The organism is Cryobacterium sp. 10S3, from assembly GCF_034344045.1.
Lineage (GTDB): Bacteria > Actinomycetota > Actinomycetes > Actinomycetales > Microbacteriaceae > Cryobacterium > Cryobacterium glucosi.
Genome location: NZ_CP133773.1, coordinates 2858427 through 2882404, shown reverse-complemented (window position 1 = coordinate 2882404; position 23978 = coordinate 2858427). Strand labels below are relative to the sequence as shown.

Here is a 23978-nt window from a genome sequence, read left to right as displayed (position 1 = left end):
GTACCTAGATGAATTTGGCATTCTTAAATCTTGATCAAAGGCATATTTACGTCGAAAGTGATATCGCTTTCGGTTGTGTCCTAAGGAAACGGTTGGGGGTTCGAATCCCTCCAGGGGCACACTTTTTCGGGCCGAAACGGGCCTAATCAGCATTCTCGGTCGAATTGACGGTGGTTATCCGCTGTTTCTTCGGCAGTCCATGTGTGTACTTATGTGTGTACCAAATAGGGAATGGTTTGCGCCTCCCCGATTCCTCGTACTACTGCGGTGAAGCGAGACTTAGCCATCGTTCTTCGATGACGAATCCGAGATGTTCGTTCATACCGATGCTGCCGGCGTTGGACTGAGCGGCCGCCCAGCGCAAATTGATGCACCTACTACGCCTGCATCGCGGTCGCCTCCATGGCGGCCGGATCACTACTACGCTCAAGCTATCAGGCGGTGGATTCTAGCCCGGGCCGGACCGGGCCGGGCCGGAAAGTTCATTCCCAAAGCCTGCTCGAAAAAACAACGGAAGACCACCATGCCCAAAAAAGTCAAATGGCTGGAGTCGCCCGAGGCGCAGGACTACCCGAGCGCCGCGGACTACTTGCACCTGCTCCTGCAAGCTGAGAGCGTCGACGCCACCGTGCAGGCGCTCCAAGACACGCCGATCACCATTCAGAAAGCCAAGGACATTCTCCGGGCTGCGGGCCTGCCGCTCCTTGACGTGACCAACCCCCACGTCGCCTCTGACTTGCTGAAAATCCGGACCGGCGTGAAGCTCTCGCCAATCCTGCTCGTTCGTGGCAATCTCTCTTCGGCGGTGCCTCTACACATTGCCGACGGCTACCACCGGGTCTGTGCGACATATCACACCGATGAGAACACGAACATTCCCGTGCAGCTGGCCGACCTGATCTTGGGGCGGCCGGCCGTCCCCTAGTGGTGGGTTAGCGATGACATTCCAAACCCTGGCGATCATCTCGATCGTTGCCCTGCTCGGGCCTTTGCTGGCGATCCCACGACGGTGGAATCTTCCGGTGACGCTGGGCGAGATCCTGGCGGGCATCCTCGTTGGCCATACGGGGCTCCGTCTGGTCGATTCGTCGGACCCATCGATCACGCTGTTGGCCAATGTCGGATTCGCTCTGATCATGTTCGTGGCCGGCTCACACGTGCCCGTGCGGGACGCGCAGATCCGATCCGCACTGGGCACGGGCGCAGTTCGTGCGTTGTTCACCGGAGTCCTGGCGGTGGCGCTTGGTATTGGTGCCGCCGTCGTCTTCGGGAGCGCACACGCTCCCCTTTACGCCGTACTGATGGCATCGTCCTCGGCGGCACTCGTCTTGCCGGTGATTGATGCCCTGCGGCTGCGCGGAAACTCGGTGCTGCAACTCACTGCCCAGGTCGCCATCGCCGACATCGTCGCGATCATCGCCCTGCCTCTGGCGATCGATCCGCCCAACGCCGGCCGGGCGGCCCTCGGAGCGGGCGCCGTCGCTGCGGCCGCTGCGGTGCTCTACCTGACGTTGTCGCGTCTGGAGCGAAACGGCGCTCGATTGCGGTTGCATCGGCTCTCCGAGCAGCGCAAGTTCGCTCTCGAACTCCGCATCCAATTGGCGGTCTTGTTTGCGATGTCGGCTCTCGCGGTCTTCGGCCACGTCTCGATCATGTTGGCCGGGTTTTCCTTCGGACTGGTCGTCGCCGCCATCGGCGAGCCCCGCCGGCTAGCCAGACAGCTGTTCGCACTCGCGGATGGGCTCTTCGGACCACTTTTCTTCGTGTGGCTCGGCGCGTCTCTCAACCTCGGTGACCTCCTCACACACCCGCAGATGATTCTCCTGGGCCTCGCGCTCGGTGGTGGCGCCCTGCTCGCCCACGCCGCCACTCGGTTCCTCGGTCAGGAGCTGCCTCTGGGCTTGCTGTCTGCTGCCCAGCTCGGGGTTCCCGTCGCCGCGGCCACGATCGGTGAGCAAGCCCACCTACTCGTACCCGGTGAGGGCGCGGCCCTCCTCCTCGGCGCGCTCGTGACCATCGTCCTCTCCTCACTCGCGGGCGGGCGCGCCGCGAAGCGGCAGGCGAACATTTCTGCCGCACCTCCTGCGGCACCCTAGTCTCAGATCCAGCCGCGTCGGGAGGACGACGAGAGTTTACCAAAGAGCGCCTCGGCCGCAGCCCTGGACGTTTCCCACCTGCCGCCTCGCCAGCGGCCCCGATCGCGCCCCCGTCTGTTGCTCCGGACTGCCCGATTCCAGGCAAGCTAGAGTGCCACGGCGCGGATCACCTACGTTTCCTTTCGGCGGTCGAGGCGTTCTCACGTGTTTGGGCCTGCGAGTGTGTGTCAACTGGCTTGCAGGTGTCCACGCACGATCGTGTTCCCAGAGTGCGCGGGGTTCCCGTTGTTGGGTTGAGCTGAGATGTCGACGAGGGGATATTGGGTGAGGTCGACAGTATCGGGGATGTCGAAGCGGCCGGTGTTTCCGTCGAGCAGGCCGATGCTGATCAGTCCTGAGGCGTCTGCTTTGATCAGCCAGACCTCGCGTAGCGAGGTATCCGGGGTGGCGGGAGCCGTCAGGTCGACGGTCACGTTGCGGTGCCCGTCCGCGCTCTCCTTAACCGACGCTTGGCCGTGTGCTTGCCAGCCGGGGAAGGGGGTGAGTTGCGCTTGGTAAATCACTGTTGGTGCGGCGGCCTGCTGAAGTGAGTCGAACCAGATGCCACCGGCCAGGCCCGCGATGAGGCCGACCAGCGCAGCTGCGAAGGAAACAGGTAGCCACAGACGGCGACGCGGTGCCAGGTCAACGAGTGTGCGAGCCCTCGTCGCGGTGAGATGATCCCTCGAAGTTCGGGTTTGGGCGGGCTCCGGGACATTGGTTGCCGCTGCGGGCGTTGCGCCGACGAATTGGTCACGTCGTGGTGTGCTCTTGACGGCGGCACTGAGTCCGAGAGCGCCATGAATCCGCTCCCAGACCGTTTCAGCAGGCTCGGTGAGGGACACGTTGCGCGCCGCCTGGCCGACAATCACGGTGTGCTGGAGAGAAAGGAGTTCGAGCGCGCACCCCGGACATCCCGTGAGGTGCTGGCGTTCAGCTGCGGTGAGGTCGGTCCCGGCCAGGGCGATGATGGCAAGGTTCTCGGGGTCAATGTGTGTCATCGCTCGCCTCCAATCGGTTACGTGCTCCGCTGAGGATTCGAAGAATGCGGTTCATCCCCGTGCCCGGGCTATTCGCACTCAAAGCGTCGACCGGCATGTTGCTTGTTCATGGTCCCCCCGTCGACGGTGGGCGCAGAACGATGTCAGGCACAGAATAGCCAGAAGCCCCCTTCAGGGAGCCACTGACAATACGTTCGGCCGTCGAAGGGATTTTGTGTCCTCGTGGCTCGGGTTGAGTCGGCGGCCATATGCACGTTTGGCCCACAGGAGACCGGTGGAGCTCACCCTGATGTATCGGGCGGATTTGGATCTAGTTTGTGTGCGTTGAAGCGGACACCTCCTGCGCTCGGATGGCAGAGCGCAGGAGGTGTCTGGGTGTTGCTTAGTGGTGGGCCTTGTCGAGCTTGACGGTCTGCACGGCGAGGGCGAGGTTGTGGTCAGCGAGGCTGCCCCACGCGTACACGATGGTGTTCGTGCGCTTGGCAATGGTCACGTCGGCCGGACCGATCAGCGCTGCGGTCGTGCCGGTCGCGGCGACGGCCGCGCTGATCGTCCCCGTCGGGAGGGTCAGTTCGACCTCGTCGGGGTTGGTCAGGTCGGTAATCGCGGCGGCACCGTTGGCCAGGATATCGACGGAGGGTGCAGCGGCGACGTGGCGGACCGTGAGTCGACCCTTGCCCTTTCCGACGGCATCCGGGTTGTTCTGGAACAGGGTCGCGGTCGGCATGCCGGCCTCCGTCAGGTGTGCGACGGCGGTGTAGTTGTTGCCGCTGCCCAGCTTGAGATCGATCGGGCCGATCACAGGATTGGAGGCGTCTTTGGCGTCAGCGGCGGTGATCGCCACGGAATACGTGCCTGGGTCAAGGCTCAGAGTGTCTGAGAATGAACCGGGGGTGAAATTATCGAGAGTGAGTGCTCCGTTGACGTAGACGTCGACGGTGACGCCCGGGATTGCGTGGAACACGGTTAGTTCGGCGGGGCCGTTGTCCCCGTGGCTGTGGTTCTCATTGGCGTTGGCCGGCATGAATCCCGCGAGGGCGACGAGTACACCGACTACGGCGCCGACAGCGATGGTCTTGCGCATGGTTACCTCCTGCTAGTTGTTCTGGACGGGAAGCGTCATCGCCTCCCAGACTCTCTTCTGATTGAACTTCCGTTTTGGATGCACGCGACGCTAACAATTTTCTGGAATCCATCTGCTGAACCCTGGCTGGCGCTGCCAGCGCGAATCTCTCAGCCGGGTCCGCAGTGTGGTCCAGGGCCGCGAACTGTCCCTCGTAGGGTGCGATTCTTATCACTTGGTCGATGATCCTGTCCCGTCGGTATGCCGGGTCAACTTTCCGAACTCGGATTCTGGCGCCAGCTGAGATCCGCAAAGTCGCGGCTGGGTAGGGACCTCTGACAAGAGACAGGCGCGACCTGTGATCGGGCGGGTCGCTTGCTGTCGACATCGAGCACAGATCCTGAACCCGCTGCACGATCGGCTATTTGGATCCCCGTGATGACCTCGAAGTGCGGATCGGCGCGGGTGATGCGGCCATAATGCACGTCATCGCCAAGGATGCCTCAGCCGAGCGAGGACGTAGGGGGTGATGACCGTGTGGGCTCCGAGGAATGGAATCTCAACTGATTTGACGTGCGGTGTCCTGACGGACTTCTAAGGGAACGCGAGCAGGACTACGAAGAAGATGGTTCCGGCGACGATGCAGTAAATCGCGAAAGGAGTGAGTGTCCTGGTCTCGAAGAAGCGCAGCAGGAACTTCGTGGCTAACCATGCGGCAACGGCCGAGCAGAGCGCACCGACGAGGAACGCGCCGCTCTCATCGGCCATCTGTGGGCTGAACAGTCCCGGGAGTTTCAGTGCTGCCGCGGCGCCGATGATGGGTGTGGCCAGTAGGAAACTGAATCGGGCAGCGGTTTCGTGGTTGAGTCCGGAGAGGAGCCCACCGACCATGGTTGATCCTGATCGGGATATTCCCGGAAGGAGGGCGGCCGTCTGGGCGACGCCGATTCCGAACGCCTGTTTCCAGGTGAGCTTGGCGATCGTGGTGTCGGAGCTCTCGGTCTCGGACATTTGCGTGTTGGCCGAGCCCGCGGGGATGGGGCGTCCGCTCGCAACAGCATCAACGCTCACCCGTCCGGTCTGAGCCCGGTTCGGATGCCGTCGGAGGCGTTCTGCGGTTAGAAGGATGAGGCCGTTGATCACAAGGAATGCGGCAGCGATCAGTGGGGATGCGAAAAGGGACCGGAGGGGCTTCTCCAAGAGCAAGCCCACGATCCCCGCGGGGATTGTTGCGGCGATGAGCAGCCAGGCGAGTTTCGCGTAGATGTCGTCGGGGCCGATTTTACGATCCCGGATGGAACGTCCGAACCCTTGGAAAACCCGGATCCAGTCCTTTATGAAGAAGAGGAAGAGAACGATAGCGGTAGCCAGATGGGTGGCAACGAGAAGCCCGAGGAAGGCGGGGCTGCTTTGGTCGATGTTCCAGCCGAAGAGTGTGGGCAGGATGACACTGTGGCCAAGGCTGGAAATTGGGAACAATTCCGTGATCCCTTGGAGGAATCCCAGAATCGCCGCTTGAATCAAAGTGATCATATGAACAGGTTAGAGGCTCTGGTCACCTGCGCCGGCGTGCGCCGCTAACGGTGAAGTCAAGGGTTCCTCCACGTGAACGAAATCCAACGACTGGGACGGTCGGCCAGACCGATCCCGATCTGGTCGGGACGTGGGCCACATCGATTCCTTACGTCAGGGGATTTACCGCCGGTGGCGGGGCATCCGTCTCGAGGGCTCGTTTTCGGGTCTCTTGGCTGAGGTCAGTGAGGGCCTCCAATTCGTCGTCCGACGCACCTTCGAGCGCGATGAGTCGGTCGTCGGCAGTTGGCTGGGCGCGTAGTAACTCGTCGAGCTTGCGCTGGGTTACCGACTGTTGTCGTGCTTGCGTATGTTGGATTGCGAAGACCATAACGACTGTCACGGATGAACTCGCAATGTAAAGGACGTTCTCCCACCATGGAGGAAATCCCGCCGCTATCCCGACCGCGACCCACACTACGAGTGCACTTCCGGCAACCAATCCCGCGGCGGCGTGTTCGCTCACTGTGCCGATATGGTGCAGGACCCTGCTGCTCCACCGTTTGTCGGGCACGCTCGTCCGGTCCTTCCGCGTCATTTCGCGAGATCGATCCAGCCGTTTCTGGTGGTCCGCGTTGATCGATTCGTAGCCGTTAGCCCCATTCTGCACACACGAAAGACTAGGCGTTGTTCCCGTCAAAACAACTGTTGACTCGACGCGCAAACCCGGTGGTGCGAGGCACTGTTTCGGTGGACGGTTCATCGAGGAGACAACGGCGAAGGATTTCACAGCGTCGACACCGTGGGTGGACCAAGAATCGATTCCGTGCCGTTTCCACTTCAATCAGCGTGCTGTGTTGCGACGAGAGCGAGCGGGACGAGTTATGGGTGGTCGGCGTCCGGCATTTCGGGTGGAGGTGTGCGTGTCGGCGACGCCTCGCTGTGTGCAAAGGAGAGCACGATTCCGATTGCGATGAGGGTGGTGAGGAGGGCGGTGCCCCCAGCAGAAATGAGGGGGAGGGGCACGCCGAGGACAGGGATGAATCCGAGGACGACGCCCATGTTGACGAGTGCTTGACCGATGATCCAGACCATGACGGCGGCAGTACTGACTTTGGCTTGAGGGCTGGTGGTGGCGTTCATGATGCGGAGGAAGGCGATGGCCAGCAGGACGAAAAGGCCCAGCACCACGACTGCGCCGATGAGACCGAGTTCCTCGCCGATGATCGCGAAGATGTAGTCGTTGTCCGCGGCTGGAAGCCAGGACCATTTCGCTTTGGAGTTCCCGAGTCCAACGCCGAAGATACCGCCCGACGCGAGAGCCCACGTGCCGTGCAAGGGTTGCCAGCATGCGGCGGAAATCGTGCCGGTTGAGCCATCGCAGCCCGTGCCGAAAAAGCTCAGTATCCGGGCCATCCGGTTTCCGCTGGCCATGGCCGCAGCCAGGGCGCCAAGGGCGCCGATCCCCAAGGGGATGGCGAGCATGCGTAGCTTTACGCCGGCGAAGAAGAGGGAGCCAAAGAGGATACCGGCGAGGATTACTGTTGTCCCCAGATCGCCGCGGATCATGACGAGCATGACGGCCGTGCCGCCGACGCCGAAAACGGGCACGAGGACGTGGCGCCAGTCGTCGAGGTGATCTTTCTTCTGTGCCAGAAGCATGCCCAGCCAAATGACGAGGGCGACTTTGATGGCTTCAGATGGCTGGAATTGGAAACTGCCAATGGACAGCCAGTTGGTGTTCCCGGCCACGGTCACACCCAGCGGGGTGAAGACGAGCAACTGAACGAGGCAAGTAGCGATGAGCGTCGGCCAAGCGATACGCTGCCAGAACTTCAACGGCATCCGGCTGAGCACGAGCATCAATGGGACGCCGACCAGGGCGATGGCACCTTGATGAAGCACAACGCCGAAGAAACCCTCGTGAGCAACAAAGGAATCTACTGATGACGAAGACAGGACCATGATCAAGCCCAAGATAACCAAGAACAGCGTCGTTCCCAGGAGCAGAAAATAGTTCGGGGATTCTGAGCGGATCAAACGGCCCACGCTAATGCGCGTCGAATGTGACGGTCTATTTGACGGAACCCTGTGGTCGGTCTTTGAACGTGGCGCACCGGTCGGGTTGCGCGAACTCATCACGAACCGAGCCCCTTCTCAGGAGACGTCGCGGAGGTGGAATTTAGTGTGGATTGACCACAATTGCTCGGTACTTCACATACGGTCATATGCGGGGAGTGTCCTGCCGGGTGTGGGATCAGATCAGAGTGCGCGGCAATGGGCTGGGGCGCCACCACGACACTACTGAGGGAATCCAGAACCGCTCGTTCATCCCACACGTGTCGCGTCGGGTCGCATGTCTCTCCCAGATTGTGCCTGCTCGGAAATCTCTGCTGGAAAAGCCTCGTCGACGTTGAGCTCGACCGACAAGGGGCCGTGGAGGTGCGCAGGCTGCCTGTATCGCCGGCTCGGACAAGACAGTTCACGGCGTTGGCGGTCGCCGTTTTTCGATTCGTCGACTTGCCCGTGCACCGCGGAGCGGAATGAACGGCTACTCGCGGCGGGGCCAAAGTCTTTCCCGATGTTGGCGCTCGAGATGACCCCCGGGCGCCCGTTCCCATCTTCTGCAGTAGGGATTCCCCACTGGAAACGTTTCGTTTCCATACTGAATGCCGCGTTTGTGTCCCATTGGGGAGCTGCAATCTGACGACCATGGACGCCATTTGTGAACTCCCGTGTTGAACACGCCATCAAACAACGCTGACTCTGATCCGGCGACACTCGTCATCCCCCGTTTGGTGGGCTTGGCGGGCTTCCTGTGAGATTGCGCTGGTCGAGGAGCACTTTCACAGGAATCTCCGGTCACTGCTGGCATACAGTTCGGTCGAAACGACTGTTCGTGGATGTTCCGGTTGGTTCGACCGGGCGGAAGAGGGTTACCGTGACACACGCTGGGCCCTTGCGTGGGCGTGACCGGAATGCCGGTCAGCCGATCCGGCATGGACGGTTGACACCTCGGGGGCCGTGGCGGACGGTCACGAAGACCTTTGGCATCACCCTCGCGGTGCTTCTGGTTAGTGGGAGCTCCGTTGCGGCGATTGCCGCGTGGGATGTTGCCAGCAGCGTCAAGCCCGGTGTTCATTTGGCCCACCTTGATCAGACGCCCGGCGACACGGCGGCTCCTGCCCCGGCCGCGGACGTGACCGCGATCGCCGGCGGGGTTAACCTGCTATTGACGGGCACGGACACCCGTACCGGCCAGGGCGGGGCCTATGGGACGGCCGCAGAGCTCGCGGGTAGTTCTGGCGCGGGTAACAACGACGTGACCATGCTGCTGCACATTGCGCAGAATCATCAGAGCGTCAGTGTGATTAGTTTCCCCCGGGACCTGATGCTTGCCGTTCCCGCGTGTCCGCAGGCCGATGGCGGGACCGCGTCGGCGTCCAGCCGGGTGATGCTGAATACGACCCTGTCACGCGGTGGCCTGTCCTGCGTTGTGTTGACGATCGAGAAGCTCACCGGCGTCCAGATTCCCTACGCCGCGGAGATTAGCTTCGACGGGGTGACTGCCATGTCGAACGCTGTCGGCGGGGTCACCGTCTGCCTGGCCTCGGCGGTCAATGATCTGTACACGACGCCTCCGTTGCATTTGGCGGCGGGCCAGCAAACCCTCGTCGGCGACGACGCACTCTCGTTCCTGCGGAGCAGGCACGGTATCGGTGATGGCAGTGACCTGGGGCGGATCAGTAACCAGCAGCTCTTCATGGCTGCTCTGGCCCGGAAGGTCCAAAGTGGCGGCGTCCTGGGAAACCCGATCGCGTTGTTCTCCCTGGCCAAAGCGGCAACGGGGAACATGGTTCTCTCGGATACGCTGACGAATCCGACGACCTTGGTCCAGATCGCTCTCGCGATCAAGGACACAGGGCTGGCGAACATGGTCTTTGTTCAGTACCCCACCGTCACTGACCCGGCCGAGCCAGGACGGGTGATCGCCCAGTCCAGTGCCGCCACAGTCTTGAACACCGCTTTGGTCGCGGATAAACCATTGCAGCTCTCTGGGGCCCCAGGCCGGGCGGCCGTGCTCCCGAGTAACGCTCCGGTGGCCCCTGTTCCCACGCCAGCCGCGACCGCAAAACCTAGTTCCACATCCACTCCAGCTTCAACGCCGACGGCGACCCCCGTCGCCGCTCCCGCTGGGGCCAATGCCGTGCTCCCATCCAGCGTCACCGGTCAGACCGCTGATCAGCAAACCTGTACGAAGGGCAACTAGATCCACCGCCAAGAGAACCGTCCAACTCCCATCTCGAACCGCACCGATTAGACCGTCACGATTGGTGCACCGTGCGTCGTTTGCCAAGTGCTCGCGGCTCGCCAGGTATGGCGCACAGGGAGGCTGATAGCCCTCGTTGGGTCGACCGCTTCCTGGGCGATGTTCCTTCGGTCAGGGGGGATTGTGTGATACTGGCCGCCGAACAAACGTGAGGGGCATCAATTGAACGACGCACACTTCAATGCGGACGAGAACGAGTTGAGTGGCCTGAGACGGCCGCCCGGGGATTGGACGAACACTCCGGGCCGCAAGTCCGGGTTCTGGTTGACGCTTGCTAGCATCTTGTTCGCAGTTGTGTTCCCGTTTGCCGCCTTCATCGCCACGGTAGTGGGGCTCGGGCTCTCCGTCCGGGCATACCGTCTGATCCCGGTAGGTGCTCCTGGTCGCGGTTTGACAGTGGCAACGATAGTGCTGGCAATAGCAACGATTATCGCGGTGGCGATGAGGGAACTGGGTTCAACACCATTCCTCACCTAGTCGCACGGAAACCTGAGCGAGGACAGCGAACTGTGCGTCGGCGCTTCGAAGAGTCGTTTCACCGGTGACGGCGTCGACGTGATTGGGGATCGCTTACACTCTCGACTGTGACTGAAACGTCGACGCCTCTTGTGAGGCACGAGCACCGCTGGCCGGTCCTGGCCGCAATCATTCTGAGTCTGGTTCTGTATCTGCTCATTCCCGAGAAGGTGCAGATTCTGCCCCGGTGGGTCGTCCCGGTGTTGGGTTTGCTTCTGCTGATCCCGTTGACGATCCTCAACCCACGCCGGCTATCGCGGGAGACCACATGGTCCCGGTGGCTATCTATTGGGCTGGCGTCATTGCTGACCCTCGCCAATCAAGTCACCGTTGTTTTCACGGTCCGCCAGCTTCTCTATGGGGGAGTGAATGGTCCGGATGTCCTCCTCACTGCGCTGCAGGTCTGGGTTACGAACGTGATTGCGTTCTCGTTGGTGTATTGGGAGCTGGACCGGTCAGGTCCAGTTGCGCGTCGCGATGCAGCCCAGTGGGCGACGGCGACTGTGGACTTCCGTTTCCCGCAACATGACGGGGCGCCAGGGGGTGAGGACTGGCGGCCAAGCTATTTGGACTACGCCTACATCTCGTTGACTAACATGATGGCGTTCAGCCCCACGGACGTGATGCCGCTCACGCACCGAGCGAAAATGCTGATGGCGTATCAGGCACTGACCGGCTTCATTCTGCTCGCCCTGGTCATTTCCCGCGCCGTGAACATCCTCAACTGACCCCGGAAGCCACTAACTCGAGCAAATAAGGCCGGACACGCACCGCAAAATCGAACGAGTCCCGGAGCCCATCCAGGAGTTTCTGACGGGTCTCGCAAACGCAGAATCGCGATACCGGAGTGCCCCATCCACTGTTTCAAGGCCTGGGGGCGATCGAGCGGTTGAAGTTTGGAGCGTTTGAATTAGTGTCGTTGTCTGCGGACGGGGCTTGGTGAGGACCAGTGATGCCAGCGGCATGATCCGAGAAGGTTCTGTCGCGTTGCCCACCCGAGGATTTGGGACTAGTGCTTAGTGCCAACCCCAGTAGGGTACCAACGCTTGCGAAATTTGAACTCTCGAAGCGGTCGGAAGACCCAATAGGTAGGTGCCCTCAGAGCCGGAGATGCAACGTCGGGTCGGAGTGATGTGATCCGCCTCTCGGGTGTCCACTGATCAGGGCTGGCCGGATAGCGGCGTGCGGGACTATGGCTGCGGTGATGGTTCCTGAAATCCGAGGCGTGGGGCGAGAACGTCGAACGCCTTCGTGAGTCCTCCGAGGAGCGCTCCGACGCTGTGGCCTTCGCCGGGAACTTCGTAGTAGCTGGTCACCATGCCGGCATCCAAAGCCACGGCACTCAAGGCCTTCTGGGGTGGACCGATCACGGAGTCATCCGCCCCCACGGTGAACACGGCCTCGGTATGGGGGTAGTGCGTGGACGACATCACGGTCGCTGGTTTTGTCGCGTCGTAGGCGGCCTGGTCTCCGCCGAAGACGTCGGCGAGAACCGTGGGCTCAGATTCCGTGCCTGCGAAGGTCGTCCCGGACGCGCTGATCACGTTTCCCCATACGTCCGGAAACTTGGTAGCAAGGGAAATGGCGCATTGGCCACCGTTTGAGAACCCCGCAATTGTCCAATCGACGCGATCAGTTTCAATGTGCAGGTTCGCGCGCGCCCAGTTGACGACATCCTGCTCAAGGTAGGTCTGCACATTCCCGTGCGCCGGAGTGTCCAGGCAGAGTGAATCGACACTCGGATCGCCGAGTTGGTCCGCAACGACAACGATCGGCGCCTGACCGTCATGGGTGAGGGCGAACGTGTCGAGGACTGAAGCGATGTAGGACGCGTCCGGGTTCCCGGGTTGGCCCATCATCATCAGCACGAAGGGGAATGCCGGAACGTCGACGGCCACGGCGGCCGGAGGAAGATACACCTCGGCATCCCTGGCGGTGAAATTGGATGCGGTCGCCGGAATATGCACCGTCTCAATAGTGCCCGTGATGGCGAGGGCCGACGCCGGCCGGGGCGTGTCCGATGGGGACTGAGAGGTCTGACTGGCAGCGGAAGCCGGGTGGACGACAAGGAACCCGCCTGCGGCTCCCAGGACGAGGAGAGTGACACCCGCGATGAGGGTCTTGCTGCGCCCTGAATTCATTCTCACAGGTTGTGTCTCGGTTCTATCAGTTGACTACGGAACGCCCAGGCATCGACCGCTGGTCGATTCCAGTCGGAGGGCGATCGAGTCGGGGCCGAACGAGAATGCAGGGCTTCCGATGCGGGCGCTGCATCCGTAGAACGCGGAAGGGCAAGTTATTGTGAACCGGCAGCGCGACGGCAGAGAAGTGGCCGGCGCGCTGCCGGGCCGGTGCTATTTGAGTGCGGAGCGGATGGTCTTCGCGTCGGTCCGTGCCTGTTTGAGTGCTGCGCGCGCGGTGGTCGCAGATGCCTTGAAGGGTTTCATCACGTCGTGGTTACCATCGTACTGGTCGGGTGTGGCGGCGAGTGAACCGGCGGCCAGTCCGGCCACAGCGCTGCCGGCGTTACCGATCTGGGCAGTCATGTCTGTCAGGCTGGCCTGCAACGCCGCGGTGGACTTAGAGGAGTCCTTTCCTGATAGCAGGCCCGAGAGCCGGGTCTGTTCGGCGGTGAGCTTCGCAGCTGTCTTTGAGATGACAGTGTCTGCAAATGCTGTATACGCGGCTTGGGGAAGCGAGACCGAGTAGACACGGTAGGTAGTGAAGATCGTGGCGTAGTCGATTTTGGCCTGTGCCAGGTCGGTGTCAGCAGCGATTTTCGTCGCAAGGGTGTTCATGCCGGCGAGGTCGTTATTGAGGTTCTCTAGGAGAGCAGTCTTGTCGGAGGTGGTGAGGACGGCGTTGGCGGTGACTTTTGTGATCGCGGTGTTCAAGGAGGTGATTCGTTTCGCGGTCGCGGTCGCGGCTGATTCCTGCACGTTGGTGAGCGTGCGTGGCGTTTTCGTGGGACCGGCCGTGGAGGTGGGCGCCGGTGCGGGTGTCGCGTCAGCAAATGCAGGTGCGCTGCCAAGGGCAGCGAATGCGGTGATGGCAACGACACCAAGGATGCTGGATCGCGTAATAGTTCGATTCACGGAAAGGACTCCCAATTCGGTCACGGATGTCGAAGAGAATCCGACGTGGTCCACACTGCCCGCGTCCTGTTCGAGAAGTGTGAGATCAATGTTCGGGTTCGGTAAGGCCGGCACATCGGGTCAGCCAGATCGGGCTCGGGAAGATCGACACCACCCTCGTCGCACACGTAGCGGAACAGGTCATGGCCAACCTCGAGACTGCCACCAAATAGGTCCAAAACCGGTCTCGCGACAGCCACGCCGGCATGGCACTGGCCAGAGGTGTGTCGTCGTCATTGGAATGATTTTCCGGCTTGTCCCCGCTTCAAGCGATAGGACCCTGTTTCAACCGGAGGTTTTCGTCGCGCAACGGCTATGTGTGTACTTCTGTGTGTACCTAGGAGATTTCGGGATTCTTATATCCCGATCAAAAGCATTTTTGTGCCTAAAGTAATGTCGCTTTCGATTGTGTCCTAAGGAAACGGTTGGGGGTTCGAATCCCTCCAGGGGCACATTTTTTCGGGTCGAAACGGGCTTAATCGGCGTTTTGGTTACCTAGACGGTCGATATTGACCGTTTCCCGTCGTGCCTATGTGTGTACCCATGTGTGTACCAAATAGGGAATGGTTTGCGCCTCCCCGATTCTTCGTACTACTGCGGCGGAGCGAGGCTCAGCCATCGTTCTTCGATGACGTATCCGAGGTGTTCGTTCATGCGGATGCTGCCGGCGTTGGACTGAGCGCCGCCTGTGCCGAAGATCCTGATTCCGTCGGCGGCCAGTGCATTGATCGACGCGGCGTTGACGGCAACGGCGAGCCCTATCCGTCTGAAGGAAGGGTCGTCGGACGGGAATTCCGTTTCCGCGCGCACCAGGGTCGCGCCGATGAGGCTGACGGCTACAAGCTGCCCGGCCTTGCTGGCACCAAAGAATCGGTGGCCGGACTTCCAGAGTTCGAGCATGTCGGATTCGTCCCGGTCCGGCACTGCTGTCGCTGGTGTGTCGGGGTAGTCGGCCTGGTTCAGGGCCTCGAGTGCCGTGACCTTTGGCGCCCAGCTGGCGTCGAGCTCCTGGATGATGAACGCTCGTTCCCGTGCCGCGACGATTGCCCCAGTGAATGCAGAGAGGTCGGGTGGGTCTCTCAGACACAGGCGGGCGCCCCACGATTAGCCGACTACTAAGTAGCCCGCCTGCATGAGCTGCTGCACCCGCGGATCTTTGAATTCGAGTATCAGGATGTCCCCGGCCATGAGGGCAGTGTGTCAGTCCGCCTCTGCGGCCTCGGGTAGGGAGTAGCTGAGGGGCAACAGGTCGCGTACGGTTCGCGCTGCCAATTCGCCATCCTTGAGGGGAACGATGACGGCCACGTCGGGATGAAGGTCCAGCAGGATTTGTCGGCAACGTCCGCAGGGGGAGATGACGCCGCGGTCACGGTCACCGACTGCGACGATCGTGACCAGTGGGCCGGCCAGTGCTTGCGCGGCGGCTGCGATCGTGACGACCTCCGCACAAGGGCCACCGGTGAAGTGGAAGACGTTCACACCCGTGTGTACGTTGCCCCGATTGTCCATGGCGGCGGCGGCCACCGTGTGCGTGTCACCGTGTGGCAGGGATCGCACGATTTCCTCGGCGATGGATACGAGGCGACGTTCCTTGTTTTCCAGCACTTGCTCAGTGTGGCCTCGACTCCCGCCCACCCGGTCCGTCGTGCATGGAATAGGGGGACGTGGACGCGCGTGGTGGCCGACTATCCAACGATCCAAAGCTGGAAGGGACAGCACCTGCAGCGACTGCCGTGTGCCGGATATCCGTGGCTGGGATAAATTGAGGCCGTGCCGTTGGGACGGCCCACGGGGGAGCCGCATGAAGGAAATCACCATCAGTGCAGCCAGTTTCGTTGCAGCCGAGCTAGTTCTCACCGTCCACCTCGGCAGCACCCGTTCAGGCCAGCGCGAAGCTGGATCGTCGGAAATTCGACAGCGTACTATTGAAGGCCGTATTAGGCATCTTGAAAAGGAGATTGCTACTTTCAGCCGCCAAATCCGACAACTCCTTGGAGAAGAATGGCAAAGCCGACCATCGTAAAATTAGACGAACTTGAGCGTGTCTTCACGCGCGTACTCGAAGTTCTTCGGCAATCCGGATTCGCTGAGGTTGAGCTCTCGAATGACTATTTCTGGTCGATCCCCGACGATCAGATATATCACGTGGAGTCGCCGCCTCACGACCTCACAATCGGTCAAGTAAGTGAGTCATTGCAGTGGCTGACTAACACGATGCTTGAAGACGGTGATGCAATTCCCTATTCGCTTCTTTGGATTTCCGATGTTCTCAAGGCGCTGGCTCTGCAACTGAGCGAGTAGCACGACGATCTCTGATCGCGTCGTCTCGAAAGATGGATAATGCGTATGCGCCTAACTCGGCCTAGGTTGGCGGCTTCCGGTCTTTCGGCCGCGACGTCAGCCCTGCTCGACTGGGCCGGTGCGGAGTTTCTGGATTTTTGTTGTGTGGTTTAGTCAGCCTCGATAGGAATGGTGTTCTTCTGATCCGTTTGGCCTTGGATCGAGGTGATGATCGGTAATGTGACGCATGCGAGGTCAGGTGAGGTGGAGAAGGAGGCGCTTGATGAGTGCGCAAGCGCGGATCTCCCTGTTTTCGTCGGATGCCGGTGGGATCGTCTCATCTCTCCCATCGGGGACGAGATCGTTGGTCCTCAAGTTTCCTCTGGCCAAAGAAGGTGGAGGTGAAGCACAAGTGGGCGCCACGATCGAATCAGAATCTGGCGAGGCGTTGCACCCGGGGGTTCCGCCAGTGAAAGTGCGCATAACGCCTTGGGCGCCTGAGGTTAACGCTCTTTTTGCCTCTGGCGTGCGATTCACGATTTGGTACGGTCGAGACGTCGGCTGGGGGGTGATCGACTGACAGCGCGAATGAGCTGCTCCGTCGGGACGAGGTGCGGGAGCCTCGCCGTGCCGAGCGCAATAATCATTCGGGTCGATCCGCACTACGGTGAATCGGGCGTCGTTTCAGAGGCTGCCGTCGTCGCTGCAGGTGATGTGCCTGGAGTTTCATTGAGGAGGGCTGGTCTGCGATGAGCGGGAAACGTAAATCTAGATATTTAGGGCTCTCCTGACTCTTCCGTGGGTTAGTCCCGGCCGGGAAGCACGGGTTTGTGCCCGCCGAGGCTGAGCATTGCGAGGGCGATGAGGGCCTCGGGTGATTTGAAGCCGAACGCGATGCGGGTCATGAGGCGGATCTTGGTGTTCATGGATTCGACGCGGCCGTTGGAGAGGCTGTGCTCGATGGAGGCCAGGATCGCGGTGCGGTGTTTCACGATGCTCTTCTGCAGTTTCACGAAGGACGGGATGCGGCAGCGGCGAGCCCAACCAACCCATTTGTCGAGAGCTTCGGTCGCTTCCTCGAGAGGCAGTTTGAAGATCACACGGAGGCCTTCCTTCAGGTAGTACGCCCGAGCCAGCCGGGGGTCGGTCTGCACGATCCAGGCGAGCTTCGTTTGTTGCTTCTCGGTCAGGTTTTCCGGGTTCTTCCAAAGCGCGTATCGGCAGTTCTTGATGCCCGTCGCCCGGGCGCTGTCTGGGCGTGCCGGGGCGTCGGCTGGGGGCCGGCCGCGAGTGCGTCGGGCATCGTTGTGCCGGGCGGCTTTGCGGGCCTCGTTCCACGCGCCCCGGCGGACTTCATCGAGGGCCTCGGTGGCCCATTTCACGACGTGGAACGGATCAGCGCAGCGAACAGCGTTCGGCGCTCGTTCCGCGACAACACTGGCGATCCAGGCCGCACCGTCCGCGGAAACATGCGTGATCAGTGCCGAACGCTCCGGCCCCAACGCATCAAAAAACGTCTCGAGGGTGGCCTTGTCCTGGCCTGGTGCCGCCCAGACGAGACGGCCAGAATCGTGGTCCACGACGCAGGTCAAGTACTTGTGGCCGCGCTTGTAACTGATCTCGTCAATCCCGATCCGGGTGAGGCCCGCGAACTGGTCGAACTGCTTCTCCGTATCTGCCCAAACCCGGGTGATGATCGCGCCCACGGTGCGCCACGCGATGCGCATCAGCACGGTGATGGCGGACTTGGATGTTTGCGTGGCCAGCCACGCGACCTGGTCATCGAAGAACAAAGTGTGCCCGCTCTGATGCCGGGCCCACGGCACGGCGGCGACCGTCACGCCATGCACCCGGCAGCTCACCCGCGGCGCCGCAGCTTCTAAGTGGATTTGCACCGAGCCGGCGTCCAGGGATCGCCAGCGGCGCCGCCCGTCACCGGCGTCGTAGCGCGGGCAGCGCTTCCGGCAGGCCCCGCACCGGTTCCGCATCGATGCCGTTGGGCGCACCGACGCGACCAGCATGCCCGTATCCGCGTCGAGATCGACCGCTTCGACGATGGTTTTGTCGACTCCGAGCAGAGTCCGCCATAGTGTTGAGTTTTGCACGCCGTTTTCTCGTCCCTGTGTTTCTTGCCTTTGTCAGTTAGAAACCTAGACGGAGAGCGGCGTGCACTCGTTAAGGCGCTCGGAAACCACCCACGGTAACGTCAGGAGAGCCATATTTAGTCGCGTATGACTACGGCACGGGTGGACTCTGGGGATACTTGTGGGCGCGATCACGTGAGGAGATTGTCGAACGCTACCCGGAACTTATGATCGTTCAGACGACTCCGCCGTGGATGACCGCCAACAGAAGCGAACGGCTTGAAGAGCGGTCAACATACGATATCGACCAACCCCCCGAGGGGATGATGCTTGCCGTAGTCGACGATCGGTCTCATTCGTAGTTCTGTCAAGGCATTGGGTAGTCTCTACCCCGGCGCCTCGCTTGAAGACGGTCGCCGTCAGAATTCCGATGAACTACAGCTGCGATCTGAGAGAGCAGCTTGTTCACCAGACCTAGCCGGGGCATGACCACGCGCTTGAAGAAGAGCTGCGGCCAATTCACTCTTCGGATATAGGAGCATGGCCATGGCGTTTCGAAAGATGTCACCCACTTCTGTCCGAGACGATTCAGGTTCATCTCTGGAGTTGCTCGGTCGAACCGGGTTGCAGGTGGCTGTTTATGATCAGATCTACACGATCGACTCGGAGATGCTCGTGTCGCCGATGACTATCGGGGTGTATCGGAACTCGATATCACCGGCATCCGACGCATCAGCCGGGGTCTTTGGGATTGCGTGTGCTGCGCTGCAGTGGTTCGGGTTCGCTGTCGAGACGATCTAAGTGCCCTTCCGCAGTATGCTATGACGCTCGCCTCAAGTTGCGACACGATGGAATCCATATTCGGCCGGGACTGACGGCGGTTGGTTGACTTGACATACCCCATAGCTTGGTCACCATCAGCGGTCAGCGGTCAGCGGTCAGCGGTCAGCGGTCAGCGGACCAAGCCGACGCCGATCCTCGGGCAGGTCGAGCCGCTCCTAAATCTTGGAGTGGTTGCTGCGGTCAGTGGGGTTGTCATGGGGCATCCACCGGATTGTCCGGCCATCCACTCAAGCGGACAGATGTGACCGCAGTCTTTGATCGAGTAACCGCTATGTGTGTACTTCTGTGTGCACCTGGACGAATTCGGGATTCTTATATCCTGATCAAATGACTATTTCTGTCGAAAGTCAAGCTACTTTCGGTTGTGTCCTAAGGAAACGGTTGGGGGTTCGAATCCCTCCAGGGGCACACTATTCCTCACCAGAACACGCCTAATCGGCATTTTCGGTCAGTTCTGTAGCCGATATCCGCCATTTCTTCTGCTGCCCATGTGTACACCGCTGTGTATACCAAAAAGCCCCGCGCCACGTAGCCCTGGCGAGTCCTCTGCCCGTTGATGCTTATTGCACAACGGATCGTGCGCAAACGCTACCTGCGTTCACTGCGCTGAACTGCCGGCCTTCCAGCGATATGCGCGGTGACGGCGATGGTTTCAACTAATGTCGGTGTGAAATCGCGGATACCCTCTCAGGGTGCCTTTTGACACGTTCGCTTGGCCAACGAGTGGATTCGCCGCGGGCCTGTAGCGCTGACCCATCGTTGAAGGGCTCGGGCGTCTTCGGCGCGGTGATCGATGTCAGCCTCGATGAAATCCGCTAGCGCCGTCATCTGATGCCTCAGCTCGGGTTTGGAAGCCTGATGCACGCGCTCCCAAGGGTTGGGACGCTGGTTGATGTGCATTGTGCCACCGTTGGTAGTCCGCCGTTGGCTCCTTCAGTAGTCGGGGCAGACATTCTGAAATTCCTGATCGTGACCATATCGGGTGGCGCTTAGACATTCAAGTCGGCATATCCGCCGACTTGCTGGCGCGGCGGTTGTGCGGTTCCATTGAACAGAAGTGATTCACGTTTTGGGGTGACGCGTGCTCGCGTCAGGTAGGCGTGGACACATGTAGATGGGGGAACCAGAGATGAAATTCAAGAACATTCTCGCCAGCGCTGTTATCGGCGCAGTCATTGTCGGGGGGATCTCGGCGGCACCCGCGTCAGCGGCCCCGAACTCAGATACCGTGACCGACGCCCTGAATAGTCTCGGACTACTGTCAAATACCCTCGGCTCGGGTGCTGCGCGTGCCACGGTAGCGGACCCCGGTACAACCGTTCTGACTGCCGAGCGTCTCCAGGTGCGATCGAAGACGGGCACGGTTGAAATCGCCCCGGTTTCGACCTTGTCAGGTGCACTATCCGCGGACTCGAAGGTAACAATTCTCGCTGGGCCTGATTCTTCGTATGCCCTTACGAGTCAGTCAGGAGGAGCACAAGCCAATGCTGGCTACATCGTCCTCCACAACAAGAACGCCCCAACGGACTACCGATTCCAGATCACTGCGAACGACAAGCCAGCAGTACTCTCCGAAATCGACGGCCGGATTCTGGTTTCGGATCAAAACGGAATTGCTGTGAACGTGATCGGCTCGGCATGGGCGAAGGACGCTCAAGGCAGCCCCGTCGAAACGTCGTACACGATCGATGGAAACACGCTCATCCAATCTGTCGCGCCATCCAGTTCCACGGCTTTTCCTGTCGTCGCTGATCCGAGAGTGCAGTGTGACTTCGTTTGGTGCACGCTTGAATTCACTAAGACCGAAACGCAAACGGCCAGTGAGACCGCCGTCGGGGCGGGCGCCGTGCTGTGCGGTGGCGCCGCCCTTCTCAACCCCATTATCGGCTTCGCATGCGGTGTGTATAGCGCTGCTTTCTGGGTCGCCGCAGTACAGGCCAAGAACACGGGACAGTGCGTGGGATTCCGGATGCTAGCCATTGGTGGCTCCGCCCATCCCGTGATCATCAACTGCTATGCATAGGAGGCAATAGTGAAAGACAGTGAAACACTGGGACGCCAAGCGCGGCGAGTCATCAGGACACCCGTGTACGCGGCAATTGGCATCGTCATCGGGGTCCTATCCGTAGTCGCACTTGTTCTCTACTGGATCGCACCCAGCCCGGCTCTGATGCCGATCGTCTCGACGGTGGTCCCCGTGGCTGTGATTGCCTACCTCGCCGTTGTCTTCACCATCGCGGCGAGAACGAAGGAAGAGCACTAATCGGCTTTGTCGTATGTGCTTGGACCGTCGGGGCTACTGCTGCGCGCGAGGCGTGCGTTGTCGATCAGTCTGTATGTGTACACCGCTGTGTACACCAGGACCACATCGCTACTTATTATCCCTGATCAAAACTGTAATCTTGGCGAAAAAGATAGCATTTTCGGTTGTGTCCTAAGGAAACGGTTGGGGGTTCGAATCCCTCCAGGGGCACACTTTTTCACGCCGAACCGGGCCTTATCGGCGTTTCCGGTGACTTGGACCGTTGGTATCCGCCGTTTCTGTCCAGGTCGATGCGTGTACCTACGTGTGTACCCAAAAGGAAATGGTTTGGGCCGGGTCGACAGCCTTGCACCGCAGTGAGTCTGCGCACTTCTGGGCAATGCCCGCGGGGGCTGCAATGATCAAACCCATGGGGAAGACGAAGAGCGCGATGCAACGATCCCTCTCTAACTCGGCCGTACTGAATTCTGGGCGTGTTGCGTGGCCGCGTGTCGAGATGAGTTCGAATAACAAAGTCAACGAGTTGGCAGCCGGCAGGACGCTTGACCACGGAATCGACGACGCCCGGTCAGTTCGCGAAATCTAATGCCGATATCGTCCAGAATGGATCGCGGTCACCCCCAGCGTTTGCTCCTGTGCTTCGTTGTAACGTTCGCAGGATTGGTGCTTTCCGGGTGCACCGCATTCGATGAGCCCACGATGTCCTTGCCCCCTGACGGATCGGCAAGAGAGCTTCGTCAGCAGGTGATCGCGGCCATTGACGCCGGGGACCAGCAGGCGCTCGAGGATCTCTTCGCGTCTGCACCGTCGGCATACACTGCCGAGAGTGCGGGTGTCGTTTTCGAACAGTGTTCCAAGATCTCTCCGGTTGGACGAGAAATGAGCAGTGACTCCGATATCTCCCCGAAGCTGATGACAGTTGATTTGGTGGGCAAGGCGAAGCAGGGCTCGACGCTGGGGCAGTCGTGCTCATTCAACTTGTTCTGGTCGGGTGCGGGCCCGTGGGAGCTCGGAATTGGCAGCCCTCCTTCAAACGCGTGACGTACGCCGCTCTAGATGCCGGGCAGTCGGCGTCACGCATGAGTGTCATGCTTGCATGGAATGGGAGTTCGCGTGCTAGCGTCTGGCCTGTGCTGCCGCCCGAGGAACACCGACCAAGGTCCCGTTGGCCGTTGTGGACGACCGTCCTCGGGCTTGTAGTTCTTTTCGCAGCCGGAATCGTCATCGCCCTTGATGGTGTAGTCCGTCTGCCCGGCCCGATTGTCGAGGTCGCGCTGCTCGTCGCATTGGTTGCCGCAGTGATGGTGGCCGGCGCCACTTGGGCAGAATCGAGACGTCGCGGTATCGGGTGGGTGCGCAGTCTTGGCCGATCTCTGCGGGCGCTTGGCCGCTTCGTTTTCGACTTCTTCTAGAAGCCGTTCGCATCTGCCGCAGCAGGACCGTGGCTACGCAGATTCTCTACGCTGATTGACCCCTGGCACGTTGACGTCGCGAATCCTCCGGGGCAGGTATCCGCATTGACCTCGACACGGGCGCGATCGTGATCCACCCTGAGAAAGAAGACGTCTACGTTGAGATCGCCGAGCTCAGGGGATTCCACGACGAAGCGTGGACGGTCTGGCGCCCCGGCGAGGACAGCTTCAAGGACTTGGCCTGACCGCAACAGCTCCGGGAAGGGGCCCCAAGAGACTCGCCACCTCGGAATGTAATCAAACTAGATTTGAAGGGTGAACTGGATAATCGTTGCAGGTGTCATCACCGTGATCACTGTTGTAGCCATTGTCGGGCAGCGCAAGGGGTGGGTCGACTTCTCCTGGAATCAGAGGCGTCGAGGCGGATCGATGACAATCGCCGATGAGGCATTCAATCCGACACGTTACGAAGCGCAGGTAGAGATGGACCGCCAGTCGATCTTGCCCGCGCCGGCCCCCTTGCCCGGCGACGATGACAAGGGCGCTTACCGGGGAACTATTCGCATCAAAATTTGACGATTTCACGATCTCGGCGCCGCACTTTCACAACTGCTACTGTCTGCAGAATGCTGCAACCGTTCTCGAGCTTGGCGAGTCGGCTCAGGAGGGACACGTGACCCTCGACGAGATCCGGCAGGCCATTGACACCGATCCCTCGAACGCTGCCTGGGCGAAGCGAGGCGTGGGGGCCCTGTTCGTCGCGGACCCTGCCGCTCGGATTGTGATCATCGGTCAGGCGCCCGGACAGAAGGCGGAAGCCTCCGGAATCCCCTGGGACGACGCGAGCGGCGCGAAGCTGATGCTGTGGCTGGGTGTGACGGAGGATCAATTCCGAGATCCCGCGCTGTTCGCGATCCTCCCGATGGACTTCTACTACCCGGGCAAAGGAACCAGCGGCGACTTGCCGCCACGAAAAGACTTTGCACCGCGGTGGCATCCGCTCATCGTCGGCCAGCTGTCTGGGATTCGTTTGACATTGCTCGTCGGCAAGTACGCGCAGGACCAGTATCTCGTCGGCCGTGGCAAGCGCAACCTCACCGAGACTGTCCGAGCGTTCCGAGAGTACCTGCCCGATGTGTTTCCCGTGGTGCACCCGTCACCGCTCAACTTCCGGTGGCAAGCGCGCAATCCCTGGTTCGAGACTGACCTAGTGCCCGCGCTGAGGACCTCCGTCGCTGACGCGATCGAGTAAGCGCCCAGCGTGTCATCGACAGAGTCCCCGCTGTTCGGGGTCTGCATCGGGAGTATCAACGTCAGGCTTGGTGCCAGATTCCGACTATCTGCCGGGTGTATCGGTGGCGAGTCAGCTCGGTGACGAGGAAACCGCTGATGCTGAGGTAGCGGG

The 23978-nt window shown here is 60.7% G+C and carries 21 protein-coding genes; 11 read left to right on the top strand and 10 right to left on the bottom strand.

Going from position 1 to position 23978, the window contains the following annotated elements:
- Nucleotides 1-523: 523 nt before the first annotated feature.
- Together RHM57_RS13360 and RHM57_RS13355 are read left to right on the top strand one after the other, a co-directional pair.
- A complete protein-coding gene (locus tag RHM57_RS13360; RefSeq protein WP_322188316.1) occupies nucleotides 524-925 on the top strand; it encodes a hypothetical protein in 402 nt (133 codons plus the stop codon).
- Nucleotides 926-938: 13 nt separating this feature from the next.
- Nucleotides 939-2096 (top strand): cation:proton antiporter, encoded by a 1158-nt coding sequence (locus tag RHM57_RS13355; protein ID WP_322188314.1) that lies wholly within the window; start codon nucleotides 939-941, stop codon nucleotides 2094-2096.
- 227 nt (nucleotides 2097-2323) lie between these two features.
- Here RHM57_RS13355 and RHM57_RS13350 read toward each other — a convergent pair whose 3' ends face one another.
- From RHM57_RS13350 to ftsW, 5 genes are all read right to left on the bottom strand, one after another.
- Nucleotides 2324-3136: an anti-sigma factor domain-containing protein gene (locus RHM57_RS13350; protein WP_322188312.1), complete on the bottom strand. Its 813-nt coding sequence runs from the start codon at nucleotides 3134-3136 to the stop codon at nucleotides 2324-2326.
- A gap of 382 nt (nucleotides 3137-3518) precedes the next feature.
- Complete coding sequence (locus tag RHM57_RS13345) at nucleotides 3519-4220, bottom strand: DUF4397 domain-containing protein (RefSeq protein WP_322187993.1); 702 nt, start codon at nucleotides 4218-4220, stop codon at nucleotides 3519-3521.
- A 573-nt stretch (nucleotides 4221-4793) separates the two neighbouring features.
- On the bottom strand, nucleotides 4794-5732 hold the full coding sequence (locus RHM57_RS13340; protein WP_322188310.1) for an undecaprenyl-diphosphate phosphatase: 939 nt from the start codon (nucleotides 5730-5732) through the stop codon (nucleotides 4794-4796).
- A gap of 148 nt (nucleotides 5733-5880) precedes the next feature.
- Complete coding sequence (locus RHM57_RS19620) at nucleotides 5881-6309, bottom strand: low affinity iron permease family protein (RefSeq protein ID WP_416173091.1); 429 nt, start codon at nucleotides 6307-6309, stop codon at nucleotides 5881-5883.
- Nucleotides 6310-6593: 284 nt separating this feature from the next.
- On the bottom strand, nucleotides 6594-7760 hold the full coding sequence (gene ftsW, locus RHM57_RS13335; protein ID WP_322188309.1) for a putative lipid II flippase FtsW: 1167 nt from the start codon (nucleotides 7758-7760) through the stop codon (nucleotides 6594-6596).
- Between the two features lie 1150 nt (nucleotides 7761-8910).
- Between ftsW and RHM57_RS13330 the strand changes: the two genes are divergently transcribed.
- Together RHM57_RS13330 and RHM57_RS13325 are read left to right on the top strand one after the other, a co-directional pair.
- A complete protein-coding gene (locus RHM57_RS13330; protein ID WP_322188306.1) occupies nucleotides 8911-9981 on the top strand; it encodes an LCP family protein in 1071 nt (356 codons plus the stop codon).
- 644 nt (nucleotides 9982-10625) lie between these two features.
- The gene (locus tag RHM57_RS13325) at nucleotides 10626-11285 is read left to right on the top strand and encodes a DUF1345 domain-containing protein (protein WP_322188304.1); all 660 of its coding nucleotides are present in this window, start codon (nucleotides 10626-10628) and stop codon (nucleotides 11283-11285) included.
- 462 nt (nucleotides 11286-11747) lie between these two features.
- Here RHM57_RS13325 and RHM57_RS13320 read toward each other — a convergent pair whose 3' ends face one another.
- From RHM57_RS13320 to RHM57_RS13305, 4 genes are all read right to left on the bottom strand, one after another.
- Nucleotides 11748-12698: an alpha/beta hydrolase gene (locus RHM57_RS13320; protein ID WP_322188302.1), complete on the bottom strand. Its 951-nt coding sequence runs from the start codon at nucleotides 12696-12698 to the stop codon at nucleotides 11748-11750.
- A 213-nt stretch (nucleotides 12699-12911) separates the two neighbouring features.
- Nucleotides 12912-13676 (bottom strand): hypothetical protein, encoded by a 765-nt coding sequence (locus tag RHM57_RS13315; RefSeq protein WP_322188300.1) that lies wholly within the window; start codon nucleotides 13674-13676, stop codon nucleotides 12912-12914.
- Nucleotides 13677-14282: 606 nt separating this feature from the next.
- On the bottom strand, nucleotides 14283-14591 hold the full coding sequence (locus RHM57_RS13310) for a hypothetical protein (RefSeq protein ID WP_322135189.1): 309 nt from the start codon (nucleotides 14589-14591) through the stop codon (nucleotides 14283-14285).
- A gap of 300 nt (nucleotides 14592-14891) precedes the next feature.
- The gene (locus tag RHM57_RS13305) at nucleotides 14892-15296 is read right to left on the bottom strand and encodes a cytidine deaminase (RefSeq protein WP_322135190.1); all 405 of its coding nucleotides are present in this window, start codon (nucleotides 15294-15296) and stop codon (nucleotides 14892-14894) included.
- A gap of 196 nt (nucleotides 15297-15492) precedes the next feature.
- On the opposite strand from RHM57_RS13305, the gene RHM57_RS13300 reads away from it, so the two are divergent.
- On the top strand, nucleotides 15493-15714 hold the full coding sequence (locus tag RHM57_RS13300; protein WP_322135191.1) for a hypothetical protein: 222 nt from the start codon (nucleotides 15493-15495) through the stop codon (nucleotides 15712-15714).
- Nucleotides 15693-15992: a hypothetical protein gene (locus tag RHM57_RS13295; RefSeq protein ID WP_322135192.1), complete on the top strand. Its 300-nt coding sequence runs from the start codon at nucleotides 15693-15695 to the stop codon at nucleotides 15990-15992. Before RHM57_RS13300 ends, RHM57_RS13295 begins: the two co-directional genes overlap by 22 nt.
- Nucleotides 15993-16774: 782 nt before the next feature.
- Here the strand turns inward: RHM57_RS13295 and RHM57_RS13290 are convergent.
- Nucleotides 16775-18076: an ISL3 family transposase gene (locus RHM57_RS13290; protein WP_322135197.1), complete on the bottom strand. Its 1302-nt coding sequence runs from the start codon at nucleotides 18074-18076 to the stop codon at nucleotides 16775-16777.
- Nucleotides 18077-20027: 1951 nt separating this feature from the next.
- On the opposite strand from RHM57_RS13290, the gene RHM57_RS13285 reads away from it, so the two are divergent.
- The 5 genes from RHM57_RS13285 (at nucleotide 20028) to RHM57_RS13265 (ending at nucleotide 23825) form a co-directional block, all read left to right on the top strand.
- Nucleotides 20028-20921 carry a hypothetical protein gene (locus RHM57_RS13285; protein ID WP_322188298.1) on the top strand — a complete coding sequence of 298 codons (894 nt, stop codon included), beginning with the start codon at nucleotides 20028-20030 and terminating at the stop codon, nucleotides 20919-20921.
- 9 nt (nucleotides 20922-20930) lie between these two features.
- Nucleotides 20931-21161, top strand: coding sequence for a hypothetical protein (locus tag RHM57_RS13280; protein ID WP_322135194.1), 231 nt, complete (start codon nucleotides 20931-20933; stop codon nucleotides 21159-21161).
- A 699-nt stretch (nucleotides 21162-21860) separates the two neighbouring features.
- Entirely contained in the window at nucleotides 21861-22202 is a 342-nt protein-coding gene (locus RHM57_RS13275; protein WP_322135195.1) for a hypothetical protein, read from the top strand.
- Between the two features lie 686 nt (nucleotides 22203-22888).
- Nucleotides 22889-23149 (top strand): hypothetical protein, encoded by a 261-nt coding sequence (locus tag RHM57_RS13270; RefSeq protein ID WP_134450068.1) that lies wholly within the window; start codon nucleotides 22889-22891, stop codon nucleotides 23147-23149.
- Nucleotides 23150-23246: 97 nt separating this feature from the next.
- Nucleotides 23247-23825, top strand: coding sequence for a uracil-DNA glycosylase family protein (locus tag RHM57_RS13265; RefSeq protein ID WP_322135198.1), 579 nt, complete (start codon nucleotides 23247-23249; stop codon nucleotides 23823-23825).
- The last annotated feature ends 153 nt before the right edge of the window (nucleotides 23826-23978 follow it).

Excerpts from the sequence above, each read along its gene's own strand:
- RHM57_RS13360 (WP_322188316.1), top strand. The coding sequence starts at position 524 with ATGCCCAAAAAAGTCAAATGGCTGGAGTCGCCCGAGGCGCAGGACTAC.
- RHM57_RS19620 (WP_416173091.1), bottom strand. The coding sequence starts at position 6,309 with ATGACGCGGAAGGACCGGACGAGCGTGCCCGACAAACGGTGGAGCAGC.
- RHM57_RS13345 (WP_322187993.1), bottom strand. The coding sequence starts at position 4,220 with ATGCGCAAGACCATCGCTGTCGGCGCCGTAGTCGGTGTACTCGTCGCC.
- RHM57_RS13285 (WP_322188298.1), top strand. The coding sequence starts at position 20,028 with ATGAAATTCAAGAACATTCTCGCCAGCGCTGTTATCGGCGCAGTCATT.
- RHM57_RS13295 (WP_322135192.1), top strand. The coding sequence starts at position 15,693 with ATGGCAAAGCCGACCATCGTAAAATTAGACGAACTTGAGCGTGTCTTC.
- RHM57_RS13275 (WP_322135195.1), top strand. The coding sequence starts at position 21,861 with ATGTCCTTGCCCCCTGACGGATCGGCAAGAGAGCTTCGTCAGCAGGTG.
- RHM57_RS13310 (WP_322135189.1), bottom strand. The coding sequence starts at position 14,591 with ATGCTCGAACTCTGGAAGTCCGGCCACCGATTCTTTGGTGCCAGCAAG.
- RHM57_RS13355 (WP_322188314.1), top strand. The coding sequence starts at position 939 with ATGACATTCCAAACCCTGGCGATCATCTCGATCGTTGCCCTGCTCGGG.
- RHM57_RS13340 (WP_322188310.1), bottom strand. The coding sequence starts at position 5,732 with ATGATCACTTTGATTCAAGCGGCGATTCTGGGATTCCTCCAAGGGATC.
- RHM57_RS13350 (WP_322188312.1), bottom strand. The coding sequence starts at position 3,136 with ATGACACACATTGACCCCGAGAACCTTGCCATCATCGCCCTGGCCGGG.
- RHM57_RS13320 (WP_322188302.1), bottom strand. The coding sequence starts at position 12,698 with ATGAATTCAGGGCGCAGCAAGACCCTCATCGCGGGTGTCACTCTCCTC.
- RHM57_RS13300 (WP_322135191.1), top strand. The coding sequence starts at position 15,493 with ATGAAGGAAATCACCATCAGTGCAGCCAGTTTCGTTGCAGCCGAGCTA.